Source organism: Rhodocaloribacter sp. (assembly GCF_056451265.1).
Genome location: NZ_JBWOPL010000114.1, coordinates 13,670 through 30,693, shown reverse-complemented (window position 1 = coordinate 30,693; position 17,024 = coordinate 13,670). Strand labels below are relative to the sequence as shown.

The 17,024-nt window shown below is 65.2% G+C and carries 14 protein-coding genes; 8 read left to right on the top strand and 6 right to left on the bottom strand.

The window, feature by feature from the left end:
* Nucleotides 1–832, bottom strand: an 832-nt coding sequence (locus tag AC1HIY_RS16915) for a LytR/AlgR family response regulator transcription factor (RefSeq protein ID WP_479577970.1), incomplete at its 3' end; no start/stop codon positions are given.
* 79 nt (nucleotides 833–911) lie between these two features.
* Complete coding sequence (locus tag AC1HIY_RS16910) at nucleotides 912–3,437, bottom strand: histidine kinase (protein ID WP_479577969.1); 2,526 nt, start codon at nucleotides 3,435–3,437, stop codon at nucleotides 912–914.
* Nucleotides 3,438–3,638: 201 nt separating this feature from the next.
* Here AC1HIY_RS16910 and AC1HIY_RS16905 point away from each other — a divergent pair, with 201 nt between their 5' ends.
* The 5 genes from AC1HIY_RS16905 (at nucleotide 3,639) to AC1HIY_RS16885 (ending at nucleotide 8,105) form a co-directional block, all read left to right on the top strand.
* Complete coding sequence (locus AC1HIY_RS16905; RefSeq protein ID WP_479577968.1) at nucleotides 3,639–4,415, top strand: TatD family hydrolase; 777 nt, start codon at nucleotides 3,639–3,641, stop codon at nucleotides 4,413–4,415.
* Between the two features lie 245 nt (nucleotides 4,416–4,660).
* On the top strand, nucleotides 4,661–4,915 hold the full coding sequence (locus tag AC1HIY_RS16900; protein ID WP_479577967.1) for a hypothetical protein: 255 nt from the start codon (nucleotides 4,661–4,663) through the stop codon (nucleotides 4,913–4,915).
* A 186-nt stretch (nucleotides 4,916–5,101) separates the two neighbouring features.
* Nucleotides 5,102–6,130, top strand: a complete 1,029-nt coding sequence (locus tag AC1HIY_RS16895; RefSeq protein WP_479577966.1) for a hypothetical protein — start codon at nucleotides 5,102–5,104, stop codon at nucleotides 6,128–6,130.
* A gap of 233 nt (nucleotides 6,131–6,363) precedes the next feature.
* Complete coding sequence (recA, locus tag AC1HIY_RS16890; protein ID WP_479577965.1) at nucleotides 6,364–7,398, top strand: recombinase RecA; 1,035 nt, start codon at nucleotides 6,364–6,366, stop codon at nucleotides 7,396–7,398.
* 5 nt (nucleotides 7,399–7,403) lie between these two features.
* Nucleotides 7,404–8,105 (top strand): phosphatase PAP2 family protein, encoded by a 702-nt coding sequence (locus AC1HIY_RS16885; protein ID WP_479577964.1) that lies wholly within the window; start codon nucleotides 7,404–7,406, stop codon nucleotides 8,103–8,105.
* Nucleotides 8,106–8,119: 14 nt separating this feature from the next.
* Here AC1HIY_RS16885 and AC1HIY_RS16880 read toward each other — a convergent pair whose 3' ends face one another.
* From AC1HIY_RS16880 to AC1HIY_RS16870, 3 genes are all read right to left on the bottom strand, one after another.
* Nucleotides 8,120–9,223, bottom strand: a complete 1,104-nt coding sequence (locus AC1HIY_RS16880; protein WP_479577963.1) for an alpha/beta hydrolase family protein — start codon at nucleotides 9,221–9,223, stop codon at nucleotides 8,120–8,122.
* Between the two features lie 100 nt (nucleotides 9,224–9,323).
* Nucleotides 9,324–9,923 (bottom strand): gluconate 2-dehydrogenase subunit 3 family protein, encoded by a 600-nt coding sequence (locus tag AC1HIY_RS16875; protein ID WP_479577962.1) that lies wholly within the window; start codon nucleotides 9,921–9,923, stop codon nucleotides 9,324–9,326.
* A 37-nt stretch (nucleotides 9,924–9,960) separates the two neighbouring features.
* On the bottom strand, nucleotides 9,961–11,688 hold the full coding sequence (locus AC1HIY_RS16870; protein WP_479577961.1) for a GMC family oxidoreductase: 1,728 nt from the start codon (nucleotides 11,686–11,688) through the stop codon (nucleotides 9,961–9,963).
* A gap of 287 nt (nucleotides 11,689–11,975) precedes the next feature.
* Here AC1HIY_RS16870 and AC1HIY_RS16865 point away from each other — a divergent pair, with 287 nt between their 5' ends.
* Both AC1HIY_RS16865 and AC1HIY_RS16860 read left to right on the top strand, forming a co-directional pair.
* On the top strand, nucleotides 11,976–13,682 hold the full coding sequence (locus tag AC1HIY_RS16865) for an ATP-binding protein (protein ID WP_479577960.1): 1,707 nt from the start codon (nucleotides 11,976–11,978) through the stop codon (nucleotides 13,680–13,682).
* A 203-nt stretch (nucleotides 13,683–13,885) separates the two neighbouring features.
* Nucleotides 13,886–14,329, top strand: coding sequence for a response regulator (locus tag AC1HIY_RS16860; protein ID WP_479577959.1), 444 nt, complete (start codon nucleotides 13,886–13,888; stop codon nucleotides 14,327–14,329).
* Nucleotides 14,330–14,404: 75 nt separating this feature from the next.
* Here the strand turns inward: AC1HIY_RS16860 and AC1HIY_RS16855 are convergent, their stop codons facing one another.
* Nucleotides 14,405–16,384, bottom strand: coding sequence for a choice-of-anchor B family protein (locus AC1HIY_RS16855; protein WP_479577958.1), 1,980 nt, complete (start codon nucleotides 16,382–16,384; stop codon nucleotides 14,405–14,407).
* Between the two features lie 236 nt (nucleotides 16,385–16,620).
* Between AC1HIY_RS16855 and AC1HIY_RS16850 the strand changes: the two genes are divergently transcribed.
* Complete coding sequence (locus tag AC1HIY_RS16850; RefSeq protein WP_479577957.1) at nucleotides 16,621–17,001, top strand: YraN family protein; 381 nt, start codon at nucleotides 16,621–16,623, stop codon at nucleotides 16,999–17,001.
* Nucleotides 17,002–17,024: the final 23 nt, after the last annotated feature.

Below are 17,024 nucleotides of genomic sequence, written 5' to 3'. Positions count from 1 at the left end.
ACATCATCAGCCGCTCCTTGAGCATTTTCGAGCGTTCCCGGCTGGCGATGACCTCGTGGTCGCCGGTGAGGAGGAGCTTGTATCGTCCGCTGAACCAGGGAATGAGTTCGCGGATGTGGTCATACTGCACGAGGGCCGAGCGGTGGACGCGCACGAAGCGGCTCGGGTCGAGGTGCGCTTCGAGCTGGTCGAGGGTGTAGCTGACGATGTGTTGGCGGAGGCGGGGCTTGCCCATACCGGCGGGCTCGTCGAGGACGTACAGGCGCGCGATGCCCTCGCTGATCTCGGCGGAGACGAGGCGCTCGACGGGGACGATGAGGATGCGGTCGCGGTAGGGGATGGAGAGCTGTTGGATGTATGCGCCGGAGGCGGGTTCGGCGGATGGGTGGGCGCTCGACTGTGCCTCCACCCAGTCGAGCAGCCGTTCGATCCGCTCGTCGCCGGCCTGTCGCGCGTCGGGGCGCTCGGCGGCCCGCTCGGCGCGCGCGACGGCTTCTTCGAGACGCTCCCGGCTGATGGGCTTGAGGAGGTAGTCGACGGCGTTCGCGTCGAAGGCGCGGAGCGCGTATTCGTCGTAGGCGGTGGTGAAGACGACGACCGGACGGCGCGCGGGATCGAGCCGTTCGACGACCTCGAAGCCGTTCATCTCGGGCATCTGGATGTCGAGGAAGAGGAGGTCCACCGGCGTCTCTTGCATCCGTTCGAGGGCCTCCACGCCGTCCGAGGCCTCGCCCGCGATGCGGAGGCGTCCGGCCTCTTCCATCGGCGCGAGCAGGCGCCTGAGGCGGCGGCGGGCCGGGGCCTCGTCGTCAACGATCAGAACGTGGAGCATGGCAGTGCGGGTTGGGTGAGGGACATCGCGGGTGTGTGGGGCGTAGTGCTGTTCAGGGCGGCTTCCGTGCAATCGTGATTTATGCCGGGGGACGATAGCCGTCTCCGGAAGAGGCGCCGGGTCGGGAGGGCGGCACGAGGAGGCGGACGGTGGCCCCCTCCCCCGGACGGCTCCACATTCGGAGGAGGTCGCTCCGGAGGTACAGGTGCTCGAGGCGCTCCGCCACGTTCGCCAGACCGATGCCGTAGATGCCGTCGGGGACGAGCTCGCCCGGCGCGGCGTCGAAGAGCGCGGGGATGCCCACGCCCGTGTCGGAGACGACGATCTCGACGAGCCCGTCTTCCGTCCGCCGACACACGATCCGCAAGCGTCCGCCCTCGCGCTGTTTTTCGATCCCGTGCTTGACGGCATTCTCGACGAGCGTCTGCACGGCGAAGGCGGGCACCGGGACGGCCTGCACCTCCGGCTCCACGTCGATGTCCACGCGCAGCTTGTCGCCGAAGCGCGCCTGCTCGATAGCCAGGTAGTGCGAGACGAGCGCGAGTTCTTCCTCCAGCGACACGAACGGATGCCCGCTCGTCTGCAGGATATGCCGGAAGATGGCCGCGAGGTTTTCGACGACGGCCTCGGCCTCCTCCGGACGCTCCTCGATCAACGAGATGATGGTGTTCAGCGCGTTGAAGAGGAAGTGGGGGTTGATCTGTGCGCGAAGGGCGACGAGCTGCGCCTCGGCGCGCTGCCGGGCGAGCATCTTCTCCCGCTCGACGAGGTTCAGCCGTTCGACGGCGAGGGCTAGCTGTCCTCCGAGCGAGCGGAGTTGTTCGAGGTCTTCGAGGTTGTAGACCGCCCGCCGCTGTTTCTTCATGCCGAGCACGAGCAGCCCGATCGGTGCGCCGTCGCCCATGATCGGGACGGCCAGCGCGGCGCCGCGCTCGGTCAGGAGCCGGGAGAGTTCCGCGGGCAGACGGCTCTCGTCCAACTCGGGGTTGCGAGCCCAGATGCGTCCCTCGCGTTCGAAATGGGGCCAGATACGGTGAAAAAGGCGTTCGGTGAGGTAGGGCGGCTCCGGGTGATACGCGCTCGAAACCCATGGCCCGGTCGTGCCGAGCGGACGGATGAAGAGGATGGCCGAGCGGGCATCATAGGCTTTGCCCACCACGTCGATGGTGCTTCGGACGAGCGTCTCGTGGTCGAGGATGGTGCGCATCTGTTCCTGAAAGCGGCTCACCGCCTTTCGCGCGCGCTGTCGGTCGGTGACGAAGAAGGCGCGGGTGTAGGCGCGGATCGGACGCGCCAGCCGCTCGAAGACGATCAGGAGGAGCACGACGTACAGGCCCGCCACCACGTGGCGCGGGGCGGCCATGCGCTCCAGGTACGGATCGAGCACCGACATTCCGCCGACGAAGGCGAAGAAGACGAGGCCGAGCACCGTCAGGTACGTCAATGCGCGTGAGAGCACCTCGTCCACCTTGCCGTGACGGAGAGGGGCCGCCGAGACGAGCGTTACGGGGACGACGAAGAGGAGCTGGGCGCAGACGATCAACCAGCCCGCGGTCGTGTCCGTGACGGATCCGAGAATGGGGACGACGCCGAGCACCGAGAGCGCGGTGAAGAGCGCCGCCGTGAGGATGACCGCTGCGCCGGCGGGCCGCCAGCTCCAGAGCAGCCGCTCGGCCTTCTCCCGCTCGAAGGCATAGAGGGCGAGCACGAGCAGCGCCGCCGCCCCGATGTAGCACGAGGCGTAAAAGAGGATGGGCACGAGCAGGCCGTCGAGCGTCAGCGGCCCCAGGGCGCCCTGCACGGAAGTGATCAGCGCCGCCGGTGCGAGCAGGAGCGGTGTGACGTAGATGGCCGGCCGCCCCGCGCCGAGACGTTCGTCTTCGAGCAACTCGGCGTCGCAGAGGACCTTGCGGAAGAGAAGCACGGGGAAGCCGATCCACCCCGCCAGGCTGATGAGCGTCAGCCCCTGAAAGACGTGGTCGTACGCACTGCCCGTGACCGGCGGGCCGAAGAGCTCAACCATGAGCATCCGCGCCAGGTTGCCGAACATCCAGAGCGAGGAGACGAGGATGAGCAACAGCGGTTGCCACGCGGTGCGGCTGCGCATGGCCAGCGGCGCGGCGATGGAGAGACCGAGCAGGTGAAAGAATACGCCGAGCGTGAAGCCCCAGATGGAGAAGCGCCAGAGCGCGGCGGAAAGCGGATAGAGGAACGTCGGATACCTGGTGAAGCGGACCGGCGCCGTGAGCACCTCGTCGTTCCGGATCACGTAGTACGTGCGCACCTGCCCCGGCTCGATGCCCTGCGTGGCGCCCCGTAGGTCCTCGGCGCTGAAATATTGCAGGCCTTCGAGCATGTAAAAAGCGTCGCCCTCCCGGATGCCGGCCTCTGCCGCCGGACCGTGCGGGAAGACGTATTCCGCCCGGATGCCGTCGTCGGCGTCTTTCCACACCACCCAGTCGAAACTGTGCGGCATCGCCCGGGGCCACGTCGCCGTCACGCGGTAGACCTCGACCCAGTCGGAGGCCATCTGGCCGAGCGGGATCAGCGCCAGGAGCGGCGTCAGCCACACCAGGGCTCTGGCTGTGAGGAGGAATCGCTTCACGCTGGTCGGAGGGATGGGAAGGGGGAGGGGCCGTGGGGCCGCCGGGAAGCTCCATCGTTGATAAGCAAAACCGCCTCCGAGGTTCGCGAGGACGCAAAAAAGGGGGGCGAGTGGTCGATACCCGCCGGCGAATGGTTTCGGGAAGAACGTTTGCGGGCGTCGATCTTATAAGGGGCATCGCCAACCGTCCGTACGCACCGCATGCTCATCGACACCCACGCTCATCTCTACCTCGACCGCTTCGATGAGGACCGCGAAGCCGTAATCGCCCGCGCCCGGGCAGCCGGCGTCGCGCGCATCCTGATGCCGGCCATCGACGTGCCTTCGATCCACCGGGCGCTCGAACTCTGCGAACGGCACGACGGGCTCTATGCCATGGCCGCCCTCCACCCGTCCGAAACGAAAGAGGCCACGGACGAAGACTTCGCGGCCGTGGCGGCGCTGTGCGATCATCCGAAGGTGGTGGCCGTCGGGGAAAGCGGGCTCGATTACTACTGGGACCGCTCCTTCGACGACCGACAAGAGCGCTTCTTCCGCCGCCACATCCGTCTCGCCATCGAGAAGGACCTGCCGCTGATCCTCCACAATCGCGAAGCGACCGACGACCTCGTGCGCATCCTCGACGAGGAGCGGGCGGCCTCCGATCACCCCGGGCGCATGCGCGGCATCTTCCACAGCTTCGAACAAACGGCGGAAGTGGCCCGGAAGGCCGCGTCGCTGGGCTTCCTCATCGGTCTCGGCGGCCTCTTCGTCAACAAGAAACGTGTCGCCCGGGCCGTGCGCGAGGCGCCGATGAAGCAGATCGTGCTCGAAACCGATGCCCCGTTCCTCGCGCCGGATCCCATGCGGGGGAAACGGAACGAGCCGGCCTTCCTGACCTATGTTGCCGAAAAGCTGGCGGCGGTCAAGGAGAGGACCTTCGACGAAGTCGCAGAGGTCACCACCGAGAATGCCCTCCGTCTCTTTCGCCTCGGGTGAGCGGCGGGGCGTTTGAGCGAGACCCGCTTGTATGGCGGAGACGAAACGCGTGTCGATGATGCGAGGGCAAGGGGGCCCCTGATCTTTCGCACCGGGGCCGGCGTTGCTCATGGCCATTGCAAAAATCCGGTGGTCCACCGCGGTACCGTTTGAGGGCGCGGCTTTCCCGTCGATACCATGGGCAAGTTACCGACGCGCACGCGAGCGCGAAGCCTTCCCCCAACAAGCGCCCTTTTTGCATCGGCATGGAATACGCTACCCTGGAAGATTTTATCACCGCCTACCCGGAGCCGACCTTCGAAGAGATGTTGCGGCTCTGCGTCGCCTTCGGCCTCGTCTCCGGCTACGAAGCGAGTATGTTTGGCGTTCGTCTCACATGCCTCACCGAGACCTACGAGCTGAGCGTGGATGAGGCCGAGGTCATGATGCGCGGCTTATTGCTCGGATTCTTTTACGGGCATTCCCGGGACAATCTCGCCCTGGCGCACTGGGGCATCTGACGCCGCACCTTCCAACCCACCTGGCCTTAAATGGGCCGATCAGCTTCTTAATAATGCCCGCTCGCCGACGATGATACAAGCAGCCGCCGGGCGGAAAGGGAAAAAGTCACCGTTTTATTCCAGACGATTCAGTGTCCTCCAATGACATCTTTCGAACTCCGGAAACATTTGGAAGCTTTGTTGGCCGTGATCAGCATCGATCGCGTGCTTCCGAAATATATTTTTATCCTTGCGCGTGGGTATCAGCAAATCTCGCAGGAGCTGATTGAGCTCCTTCACACGCGCAATCGGACGATTTTTTCAAAGAAACAACAGTTCACCCAGGACAAATTCCTGGAAATCCGGAAACAGTCCGACACCTTCCCGCTGGGACACATCTTCCATGAGGGGATCACCCTGAAGGAGACGCTCCAGCGTGTGCAGGGCGCTTTCGAGGAGGTGGAAGACCGCGCCGTGCGGGAACTGACCGAGCAGGTGGAGAGCTTCTATGAAGCCGCTGAGCGGTATGCTCGTTCGGGCAGCGACGAGTCTTTCGCCGAGTTGCTGATCGAGGCGGGACACCTCTATCCGACGCTCATTACGTTCCGGCATCTATTCTTCACGATGCGACAGATGCTGGCGCAGAACGATGAGGTGGATCGGGGGCAGGGGCAACTCTCGCTTTTCTTCAAACACAGCCGGTCCTTCGGAGCCGTGGTCGGGAAGCTGGCCTCGCTCGAGCGGGCTTATCACGAACTGTGCCGGCTGACCGACGTGTCCTGTGAGGAACAGGCGCTCCGCGTCGTCAAGATTGAGACCGGCGGGCTGGATGCGGGTGGGTTGTGGGTGTCGGTGGTCGGGGAGGCACGCATCATCGACATGCTGGGGGCGCTCATCGGGCGGTATGCCCTGTTCCTCTTCCGCCGCCTCGCCACGGCCGATCCGGAGACGCCCATCTCCGACCGCGTTCTGGCCAACCAGTCGCTCGTCAACCTCATGGATGAACTCGAACGGGTGGGCTTCCGTTCGTTGCTCTCGGACGAGTCGACCCTCCAGAAGTCGGCTCTCGTGCTCCGGCGCGACTTCGTCACGCTGCTCGCGGGTGAGCCCTCGGTGCAGGTCAACGACGAACGCATCGAGGTGGACCAGCCCGCCTGGCCGGCCTACATCACCGAGAGCCTTCGCCTGCTGCCGAAGTACAATACGGTCGTTCATCTGAACGAGCAGGCCGGATAGCCGAAACCTCTCTCTTTTCTTTCGTCACTCGGGTGCAACCCCACCGCCGTCGGCGTGTTGTATCAAAGGTCGCTCCGCCCGAAAAAAATCTGCGGCTGCGGGTTATATTTTGCGGGTGTGGGGTGTTTGACGGAATATGACGCTCCGTTGTCAGCGCGGCTTGCTATCCTGCCGCCACGCGAGACGTTTTTCCGCTGAAACAACCTTTCTCATACACAATCGACGAGTGGAACATGGCAGATCCCGCAAAGCAGAGAGCGCTGAGCATGGCGCTCAAGCAGATCGAGAAAAACTACGGCAAGGGCGCCATTATGCGGATGGGCGATGCGCCCGTGTTGGCCATCGACGCCATCCCGACCGGTTCGCTGGCGCTCGACGCCGCGCTGGGCGTGGGCGGCGTGCCGAGGGGCCGCGTCATCGAAATCTACGGCCCGGAATCGTCGGGGAAGACGACTTTGGCCACGCACATCATGGCGGAGGCGCAGAAGCTCGGAGGCACGTGCGCCTTCATCGACGCCGAGCACGCCTTCGACGCGAGCTATGCCGGCAAGCTCGGCGTGGACATCGACAACCTCTTCATCTCGCAGCCCGACACGGGTGAAGACGCGCTCAACATTTGCGACATGCTCATCCGAAGCGGCGCGCTCGACCTGATCGTGATCGACTCGGTGGCGGCTCTCGTGCCGCGCGCCGAGATCGAAGGCGACATGGGCGACAGCCACGTGGGCTTGCACGCCCGCCTCATGAGCCAGGCGCTCCGCAAGCTCACCGGCACGATCAACCGTACGAAGACGGTGCTGATCTTCATCAACCAGATCCGCGAAAAAATCGGCGTGATGTTCGGCAGCCCCGAAACGACCACCGGCGGGCGCGCGCTCAAGTTCTATTCGTCCGTCCGCATGGACATCCGCCGCATCGGCGCGATCAAGGACGGCACGGAGGTCGTCGGCAACCGCACGCGCGTCAAGGTCGTCAAGAACAAGGTGGCCCCGCCGTTCCGCGAAGCCGAGTTCGACATCATCTATGGCGAGGGCATCTCGTCGATGGGAGAACTGGTGGACATCGCCGTGGATAAGGACATCATCCGCAAGAGTGGGTCGTGGTATTCATACGGCGACATCCGGATCGGGCAGGGCCGTGAGTCGGCGAAGACCTGGCTCCGGGAGAACGAAACGCTCCACGCCGAGGTCAAGAACCGGGTCAAGGAAGCGCTCGGGATGATCCCGAAGGCGGAGCCCGCCAACGGGGTCGCTGCGGAGCCCGTCTGACGGCGATGCGCACCCGCCCGCGCTCGTCCGCGCGCCGCCGGAGGGCGACGTGGCTGCTTGTCGGCCTCACCATCGCCGTCGGCGGAGGTGTTGCGCGTGGACAACCGGCGGATACCCTTTCCACGGACGCGCGCCTCTTTTATGCCGTCTATCACCTCGACGACCCCCTGCTCGGGGACTACCTCCGGAGCGTGGATGCGACGGCCTATCCGGTGTTCTTCGCGGGTCCGGCGGCGGCATGGGCCGGCGCGGCGCTCCTTCGGGACGACGGCGCCTATGAGGACGTCTATCGACTGTCGGTGACGTGGGGGCTTGCCTCGGCGGCGGCCGTGGGCTTGAAACATCTGATTCGAAGGCCGAGGCCGTACAGGGCGCTTCCGGACGTGACGGTGCGCGGAGGGCGTCCGACCGACCCCTTCTCTTTCCCTTCCGGCCACACGACCCTTGCCTTCGCAATGGCGGCCTCGTGGAGCCTCTCCCATCCGGAGTGGTACGTCGTCGCGCCGGCGGCGGCGTGGGCGGCGAGCGTGGCCGTGAGCCGTATGTGGCTCGGCGTCCATTACCCGGGCGACGTGCTCGCAGGGGCGCTGCTCGGCACGGGGACGGCGGTGTTCGTCCACCTCGTCGGCCCGTCGATCACGCCGGGATTTTTGAAACGCGAGGATCGAAGGGCGCCGGGAAGGATCGTCGTGCATCTCCGCTTCTGAGGGAGACGGGAGGCTCAGTTTGAGGAAGCGGCGGGAGGGCGCGCGCATTCCCCGTCCCCACGCGCGGAGTTTTCCCCGCAGGTTTCGCCGAGCCCCGCCTGCGAGAGCGTCCACGCGATGATGGTTTCTTCGAAACGGAAACGTGGGCGGGCGGCATTCTCGTACCGGAACGCGTGATCCACCTCCGGCACGATCACGACTTCGAGGGGGGCGTCCGGCGGCAGGGCTTTCCGGAGATGCGTGAGGCTCGTTTCGACCGGGATGAGGGCGTCGCGCGCGCCGTAGAGGACGAGAAAGGGCGCCTTCACCATGCGCAGCTCTTCGGAATAATCCGAGGCGAGGGAGTTGTACAGCGGGCTTCGGACGAGGCGCGACGAGGGCGGAGGGAGGAGAGAACCGGGAAGATACGACGCCAGCTCCTCCCGCCGCCGGTCGAGAGGATGGAGGGGGTCGCCGTTTTCGAGGCGGGTGAGGAAGTCGCGCCAGAGGGCGAGGAAAGGGTCGCGCCAGTACGGGGCATAGCTGCGCCGGACGAAGAGGTTGTCGAGGGCGAACAGGCGCGTTTCGCGGGGAGAGGCGAACGGAGGCGAAGCGGCTGCGAGGAAGGCGACGCCCCCGGCGCGCGCGGCGGCGACGGGCGCAAGTCTGCCGCCCTGGCTGATGCCGATGAGCCCCGTGTGCGCGGCGTCGATGCGGGGGTCGGCGCGAAGGCGCTCGACGGCGGCCACGGCGTCGTCGATCAGGTCGTCGAAGGTGGTCTGTTCCCACACGCCGCCCGAAAGCCCGGTGCCGCGCTTGTCGTAGATGAGCGCGGCGATGCCGCACCGGGCCAGCCGCGTGGCGATGAAGCGGGGTGTGTAGTTGACCTGCGAGTCGCGCCCGCCGCCGGCGAGGATGACCACGGCCGGATGGGGACCGGGCCGGTTCGGCACGAGCAACCGTCCCGCCAGCACGACCTCGTCCCGCTCGATGTGGAGGCGCGTTTCGAGGTAGGCGCCCGTCGTCTGCGGCGGTGAGGCCAGACAGGGGAGCGGCGGATCGCCGACATCCGTCCGCGACGGTGCCGTCCAACCGGTCGAAAGGAGAAGCAAAAGGAGCAGGGAAAGAAAAGCACGCATCGTTGCGTCGAAGGTCATCGGAAGGGACACCCCCTGCCAGACGTCCGAGCGGAGCGATGGTTGCCGGATCGGACAGGATTGCTCCGGCCGCGCCCGTTTTTCACTCGGTGGCCCAGTCGGGGAAACTGAGGCCGAGGCGTTCGACTTCCGCCTTCGGCGCGCCTTCCCACTTCGCCACGAACCGGTTGCCCATGTATTGAAGGTCCTCCATGCCCTCCTTCGTCGTCCAGAAGCCGGAGGCGGTCAGGTTGCGGAAGCGGTTGAAAAAGGCGACGCCGTGGGCGAGCTCCGGCGCGGCCTCCTCCGGATAGGCGATCTCATCGAGCACGCGCCGCCGTTCGTCCTCGGTGGCGGCGGCGAAGGTGTGGCCGAAGCGCCGGAGGGTGTGGGCGTCGAGCCACGCGAGGCCGCCGCGCATGGGCGTCTGCATGTCCGGACGATCCGTCATCATGAAGTCCATGAACTCGGGCACGCCGAGTTCCGTGGCGCTCCCGGATCGTTCGTCCGCCGGGAGGATCAGGTCGACGAGGAGGCGGACGGTCTCGTATTCATGCGCGGTGAAGAACTGCGGCTCGAAGTCCCCGGCGGCCCGCGCGGCGACGGTCTGCTCGTGGGCGCGCTCGACGTCCCGACCCGTCCATGTGAAGCCCGCCATCAACGGGGCGAGCGCAATCATTTTGAAAGATTCGCGGCGATCCATGGCATGTGCGTCTGGTCAGAAGAAAGCGGAGCGGGCCTCAAAGCTCGCCCCGATTCCGAAGCTCGGCGATGTGCTCGGCGGTGCGCCAGGCCATCGCGAGAATGGTCCATGTCGTGTTCTTGTGCGCCTGGGAGACGAAAGGCGCGGCGTCGGCCACGAAGAGGTTTTTGACGTCGTGGGCCTGACAGTGCCGGTTCAGGGCGGAGGTCTGCGGGTGGTCGCCCATCCGCACCGTGCCCACCTCGTGGATGATGCGTCCCGGCGGGAGGATGCCGTAGCCTTCCTCCTTCGAGGGCATCGGCGAGAGCACTTCGCCTCCCATGGCCCGGATCAGCCGCCGGGCAGCCTCCTGTGCGTGCTTGATCTGCAGGTATTCCTGGTCGCTCCAGGTGACGTTGAAGCGAAGCACCGGGATGCCGTACTTGTCGACGGTCGTCGGGTCGATCTCGCAATAATTGTCGTACCGCGCGATCATCTCGCCCCGCGCCGAGAAGCCCGCGAGGGCTCCGTAAAAGCGCCGGTAATCCTGTTTGAGGGAGAGGCCGTAGCCCCCGGCTTTTTTGAGGTTGTTGTTCGCATCGTCGACGAGGCCGTTGAAGCGGTGGATGTCGCCCATGAAGCCATATCCGGGCTCCCCGCGCCCGCCCCACACTTCGAGGTGATAGCCCCGGGCGAAGTCGCGTTGCTCGTCGTATCCGAACCACGGGATGTAGATGTGCGCGCCGCCGACGCCGTCCTCATTGTAGGCGGGGCGGTCCATGAGCTGCGGGAAAAGCCCCACCACGTCCGCCCCCGTCGAATCCATGAGGTAATGCCCGACGACGCCGCTCGAATTGGCCAGTCCGTTCGGGTGGCGCGGCGACTTTGAATTGAGGAGGAGCCGGGCCGTCTCACACGCGCTGGCCGCCAGCACGACCGTCTTCGCCCGCACCTGATATTCCCGCATCTCCTGTGTGTGCACGTATGAGATGCCGGTGGCGAGCCCCTCGCGGTCGGTGAGCACCTCGCGCGCCATCGCGTGCGGGATGATGGTCAGGCGGCCCGTCTTCTTCGCCGGAGGGAGGAGCACCGAAGTGGAGGAGAAGTTCGAGTGCGTGGCGCAGCCCCGGTTGCACTGCGCGCAATAGTGGCATGCGGGCCGACCGTTGAGCGGCTTCGTCAGGATCGAGAGGCGGTTGGCGAGCACCGGGATGCCGGCCTTCTTGCCCCCTTCGATGACGAGCAGCTCATGGAGGCGCGGCTTCGGGGGCGGGAGAAAGATGCCGTCGGGCTCATTGGGAAAACCGTCCCGGTTGCCGAAGATGCCGACAAAGCGGTCCACCTTGTCATAGTACGGAGCGACGTCCTCGTACCCGATGGGCCAGTCGTCGCCGTGGCCGTCGAGGGAGCGCCCGCGAAAGTCGTCCGGACCGAAACGGAGGGAGATGCGCCCCCAGTGGTTCGTACGCCCGCCGAGCATCCGCGCGCGGAACCAGTCCCACTTCGTGCCGGGCGCGTGCGTGTACGGCTCGCCGTCGATTTCCCAGGCGCCGATGCACCCGTCAAACTCGCCGAAGGACCGCTCGGGCGTGGCGGCTCCCCGCCGGGGCGAGGTATAGTTCCATTTGAACATTGCGCCGTCGGTGGCGGAATCCCAGTTCGGCCCGGCTTCGAGCATCACCACGTCGGCCCCGGCGGCCGTGAGGACGTAGGCTGCCATGCCGCCGCCGGCGCCGGAGCCCACGATGGCCACGTCATACACCTTCGGACGGTTGATATTCGCCATGAAAATGATCTGGAAAAGGGTGGGAGGGAGAAAAGCGTGTCCCGGAGTATAGTGTTTTTTTAAGAAATTGTGAGGCGTCGCCTCCGGAAAATTAGCCGCGAACGGGGGCTCGGAAAGCGGAGCGAAGGCCGTAGGGTTTCTCTGTGGAGCGGACCCTATCTTTCGCTCGGCCGTCTCGACTGCCCGGAGATGAGTAACGGGACGCGGGGGCGGAGCCTTCGCCGACGACCGGTCGTAGGAAACATAGCGGTTAAAATGGATTCGTTATGGCGAAAGAGGTGAGGGCCATGTTGCCGTTCGACGACGTATTGCGTGCCCTGCGCTCGATCAATGCGAAGATCCTGACCGAGCCCGACCGGATGCGCATCCTCGAGCACATTGCGGCGTCGGCCATGGATGTTTTCGGAGCCGACTCGTGTCGCATCCATCGTTTCGATCCGGTCACCCGCCGGTTTCAGCGAGAGGTGAGCGTGGGGCTCGGCGCGGAGTGGATGCACCTCCCGCGCCGGGACGGCATGGGCGCGCGGGTGATGAAGACGGGCAGTTACGTGTGGGAGAACGACCCGGCGAAGCTCAACCCCGTCGTGCGGAAAGCCGGCATCACGAGCACCGGCGCGTTCCCGCTTCACCCCGACGGCGCGCGGCCCGTCGGCGTGCTTTACCTCCACTTCCGGGAGCGCCCGCACTATTCCGAGGAGGAGGCCAACCTCGTCTACCATTTCGCCTATCACGCCGGGCTGGCGATCCAGCTTGCCGAGCTTCGCGAGAGCGACAAGCGACACATCCACGACCTCGAAGCGCTCCGGGAGGCGGTCATGAAGGTGGCCGAGGCGGGGACGCTCCACGGCGCACTCTCGCGGGTGGCCGATCTGGCGATGCGGGTCCTCCGGGCCGACGCCGCCATCCTCTATCCCTGGGATGAGACCGAACGCACCCTCAAACGCGAACTCGTCGCCGGGGCGGGGTTGGACATGGAGGCCTTTCGCATCGCTCCGCCGCGCCCGAAAGGGCTCACGCATACGCTCATGCGCACCGGCGCCATCGTGATCGAGGACGTCGAGGAGTTGCCCGAAGCAAGCGTCGAGGCGGAACTCGTGCAGAACCTCAGGCGGCACATCATGGAGCCGAACGGCTTGCGCGCGTTCATCGGCATCGCGCTCCGCTCGGAGAAGAAGAGCGTCGGTGTGCTCTATGCGTTCTTCCGCGCGCCGCACACGCCCACGGCCGAGGAGATGAATACGATCCGCATCTTCGCCGAGATGGCCGCCACGCGCATCCAGCTGGCGAAGCTCTCGGAGGCGCAACGCAAGGCGGCCACGGCGGAAGCCATCGCTACGCTGAGCGCCGCCGCCGCGCAGTTTGCCCACAAGATGGCGAACGTGGCCGGAACCGTGCCGATGATCATCAATGACATCTCGGAAAAACTCCACGCCCTCGGCATCGAAGACGACCGTATCTTCACCCGAATGGAGCACCTCAAAGAGGATACGCAGGGATTGATGGAAATGGCCAACCAGCTCCGCCTGCGCGACATCGGGCACCCGGAGCCGGTAGACCTCGGGTGGGTGGCGGCCAAGGCCATCAAAGCGGCGCACCTGAGGAGCATCAATCCGAACGTCAAGGTGTTGACGGAGATCGCGCCGGGGGCCGACCGGGGGCGGGCCGTGGCGGTGCACCTCGTCGAGATCGTGGTCAACCTGCTCCAGAATGCCGCACAGGCCGGGGCCGGGACGATCCGCATCACCACGGAGCTTCGCGCCGAGGATGAGATGGTGGACCTTCACGTCGCCGATGACGGCTCCGGCATTGCGCCGGGAGACGCCGAGAAGATCTTCATGCCGCTCTACTCGACGAAGGAGAAAGGCGAGGCGAAGCCGCACGGGATCGGGCTCTGGGCCTCGCGCTATCAGATCGAGCGCATGGGCGGGGAAATCACGATGGAGAGTGCGCCGGGCGCGGGCGCTCGGTTCACCGTGTCCCTCGCTCTGCCGTGATCGGGACGGTTGACGTCATGGACGCGCGTTTGCTTCGCGCCTGCCGCTCCTTCGGGAGGCCGAGCCGCCCCGAAGCGAGCGCCGGGGCAAGGTTTGTGTTTCTCTCGGCTCCCTCGCGCCGTATTTCTCATGGAGGAAGGCTCGCGCAACCGAGTCCGTCCTTATATTGAAGGCGATCGTTCGGAAAAGCCAGGAGGTGGATCATGGAAACGAAAGCAGAAGTTCTTTTGATCGAGGACGAACGCGCCTGGCAGCGCGAGCTAACCCGGATTCTCGAAGAAGGCGGCTATGCCGTGCGCATCGTCGACAACTATGCCGACGCCCGGGAGATGCTCCGGACCTATCATCCGATGGTGGCCGTCGTCGACGTAAGCCTCATCCCCGGGGACGCGTATGACCGGCAGGGGCTTCAGTTTATGAACGAGGCGGGCATCCCCGTCGTGTGCGTGAGTGGATATCTGGGTAAGGACGAAGTGGAAGCGCTCATCCGAGAAGGACGGGCGGAATGGTTTTTCGCGAAGCAGACGTTCGCCGGGCGGGAGCAAAACTTCCTCGACGCCGTGGGCTATTCTGCAGTCCTCGCCCAGCATGAGATCAGCGAGCGGTGGCGGACCATAGAGCACCGGGTCCTCCCGCGGGGCGACTGACCCGGCGGCCCGTATGCTTGAACGAAAAAAGGCCCGGAGCGCCATGCCCCGGGCCTTTTTCGCATGTGTGGACGCTCACTTCAGCAGCGTCATCGAACGGGTGAGCGAGACGCCGCCGGCTTCGAGTCGGTAGACGTACAGTCCCGAAGGCACACGCGCGCCCGCGTCGTTGGTCGCGTTCCATTCGAGCGTATGCGTGCCCGCCGACTGCTGCCCCGAAACGAGCGTGCGGATGCGCTGTCCGAGCTGGTTGTAGATCGTCAGCGTGACCGGGCTTGCTTCGGTGAGCGTGTACCGGATGGTCGTCGTCGGGTTGAACGGGTTCGGGTAATTCTGATCGAGCGTGAAGGCTGAGGGCGTCTCCGCCGGGCTGCTAGCGGCCCCGGCGCGCGCATCGAGCGACGAACGCCACTCGGTCTCCGCGTTCGTCCCGCCTTTGGCCGCCGACTTCTCGAACGGGAAGCTGTCGCTGTCCTCGGCAATGGGGAAGGAGCCGATGTTGCCGGTGAGCGTGTACGAGCCGGCGGGCGCTCCCGCGGGAATGTTCTGCGTCATGGTGCGCGTGAGGCTGCCGCCCGGGGCGAGGGTCTTCGTCACCGGACCGAAGGTGCGGCTGATGCCCGGCCCGTCAATCACGAGCCAGAGGTCCACCGTCTGCGAGACGGCGCTGGTGTTCGTGGCGGTGAGGTCGTACTGGAAGCTGCCGCCGCCGCCGGGGACGACGATGTTGTCGCTCTCGGGCGTCAGCGTGATGGCCAGGTCCGGGGGCGGGGGCGTCCCGTCGAGCGTCGGCTGGAGCACGAACAGCCCCTCCGTGATGTCGCTCACGATCACGACGCCGCTCGAAAAGTACGGGTAATTGCTCCAGGTTCCGACGAACGATTTCGAGTTGCTCGGCGAGTACGTGTCGAAGAAGCCGGCCTCGAAGGGGTTGTTCACGTCGGCGATGTTGAGGATGCGCAGCCCGCTCGTATAGTTCGACTGATACGTGTGGTCGCCCGCGACGTACTGGTTATGGTCGATCGAGCCGATGGGACTGGTATAGATGGTCTGGATGATCGGGTCTTCGAGATCGGTGACGTCCCAGATCCGCGTGGTGGTGTTCAGCCCGAAGAAAGATTCGTCGAGCTCGTCGTCGAGGAGGAAATACTGGTGGTCCTCCGTGAGCCAGCCCTGATGGGTATAGCCGTCCTGTGTGTAACCGGTGCGCGAGAGCTGTACGGGGTTGGCTTTGTCGGTGACGTCGACGATGGTGAGGGTGTCTTCGTTCGAGGCGAAGCAGATCTCGTCGCCGACGTGCTGGGTGTCCGGGCCGTTATAGATGACGCACTGGGCATCGTGCGTGTATCCGTCGCCCCCGAAGCACCCGGCAAACGCCGGGTTGGCGGGATCCTGGATGTTGACCATATAGAGGCCGCCGCCGCAGAGGTTCGATCCGCCGAACGTCGAACCGACGATGTAGGCGAAGCCGGTGTCCTCGTTGATGACGATGTTGTGCGCGTTCCCGACGCCGGCGAAGTGCGCCGTCTCGGTGAAGGTCACGGGCGGGTTGGTCACGTCGCGGAGCTGGTTCAGGTCGAAGACCTGCATGCCGTGGCTGCTTGCCTCGCTGACGATGAACGCATGGTCGTTGTACACCTTGAGGTCGCGCCAGAGCGAGGAGGAAGAGTGGGTCGGCAGCTTGCCGATGTAGACGGGATTCTCGGGGTCGGAGAGTTCGACGAACGAGGTGCCGTTCTCCAGCCCGACGAGCGCGTATTCGACGCCCGTGACCGGGTCCGTCCAGCCCCAGATGTCGTTGAGATCGACGCCGGCGCTGCCGCCGATGTCGGAGGAGGTCATCCGAGCCAGCAGATCGACGTTGTTGCAGGCGAAGCCGCCCGCGTTCCCGTTCACGCACGGGGTCGCCGCGCCGGTGATGGAGGACAGGTTCGTGGTTCGGGGACTGTTGGCGCGGTCCTGCGCATACCGCGCTTTGAGCACGTCTTGAGCCACAGCCGAATGTGCGTAGAAGAGAAACAGAACAGCCGAGAGGACACGTAAATAGCGATGCATGGGTATTCCACAAAGTTGGTGCGATTGGCGAAGGTGGCGTGCGGACCGCTCGATCTCATTCATTAGCACTACGGAGGAGCGGTCCGGTCACATGGAGGGGGCCGTCCCACATCGGAGAAATGCAACGGAGTCATCCAATCTCAGGCCCACCTGTATAGAGACGAAGGAAAATGAAGTTTTCTGGCGTAACTTTCAAGTCTGTTCGCAGGGAAGATGCATATTCATCAGCGGGGCACATGACGACCAAGAACATCGGAGACCGGGGCGAACGAATCGCGGCGGCGTATCTAGAGAGCAAAGGCTATCGCATCATCGAGCGTCAATATCGCTTCGAACGCGCCGAGGTGGATTTGATCTGCTTCGAGCCCTCGGAGAACTATGCAGAGGGCGGGGACCTCGTGTTCGTGGAGGTGAAGACGCGCACCGGTCTCGGCTTCGGACGCCCCGAGGAGGCGGTCACGGAGGAGAAGAAACGCAATCTCATCAAAGCCGCCGAAGCGTACCTCCACGAGAACCGCATGGACGGGATGCCTTGCCGCTTCGACGTCGTTGCGATCATCCTCGGTGAAACGGAGCCGGACATCGAGCACTTCAAGGACGCCTTCTGGAAATTCTGACCCTTCCGCCCGCCCGTCCCGGC

Coding starts and splice junctions, on each gene's coding strand:
- AC1HIY_RS16905 (WP_479577968.1), top strand. CDS start 3,639: ATGCTCATCGACACCCACGCTCATCTCTACCTCGACCGCTTCGATGAG.
- AC1HIY_RS16900 (WP_479577967.1), top strand. CDS start 4,661: ATGGAATACGCTACCCTGGAAGATTTTATCACCGCCTACCCGGAGCCG.
- recA (WP_479577965.1), top strand. CDS start 6,364: ATGGCAGATCCCGCAAAGCAGAGAGCGCTGAGCATGGCGCTCAAGCAG.
- AC1HIY_RS16885 (WP_479577964.1), top strand. CDS start 7,404: ATGCGCACCCGCCCGCGCTCGTCCGCGCGCCGCCGGAGGGCGACGTGG.
- AC1HIY_RS16880 (WP_479577963.1), bottom strand. CDS start 9,223: ATGCGTGCTTTTCTTTCCCTGCTCCTTTTGCTTCTCCTTTCGACCGGT.
- AC1HIY_RS16875 (WP_479577962.1), bottom strand. CDS start 9,923: ATGGATCGCCGCGAATCTTTCAAAATGATTGCGCTCGCCCCGTTGATG.
- AC1HIY_RS16870 (WP_479577961.1), bottom strand. CDS start 11,688: ATGGCGAATATCAACCGTCCGAAGGTGTATGACGTGGCCATCGTGGGC.
- AC1HIY_RS16865 (WP_479577960.1), top strand. CDS start 11,976: ATGTTGCCGTTCGACGACGTATTGCGTGCCCTGCGCTCGATCAATGCG.
- AC1HIY_RS16860 (WP_479577959.1), top strand. CDS start 13,886: ATGGAAACGAAAGCAGAAGTTCTTTTGATCGAGGACGAACGCGCCTGG.
- AC1HIY_RS16855 (WP_479577958.1), bottom strand. CDS start 16,384: ATGCATCGCTATTTACGTGTCCTCTCGGCTGTTCTGTTTCTCTTCTAC.
- AC1HIY_RS16850 (WP_479577957.1), top strand. CDS start 16,621: ATGACGACCAAGAACATCGGAGACCGGGGCGAACGAATCGCGGCGGCG.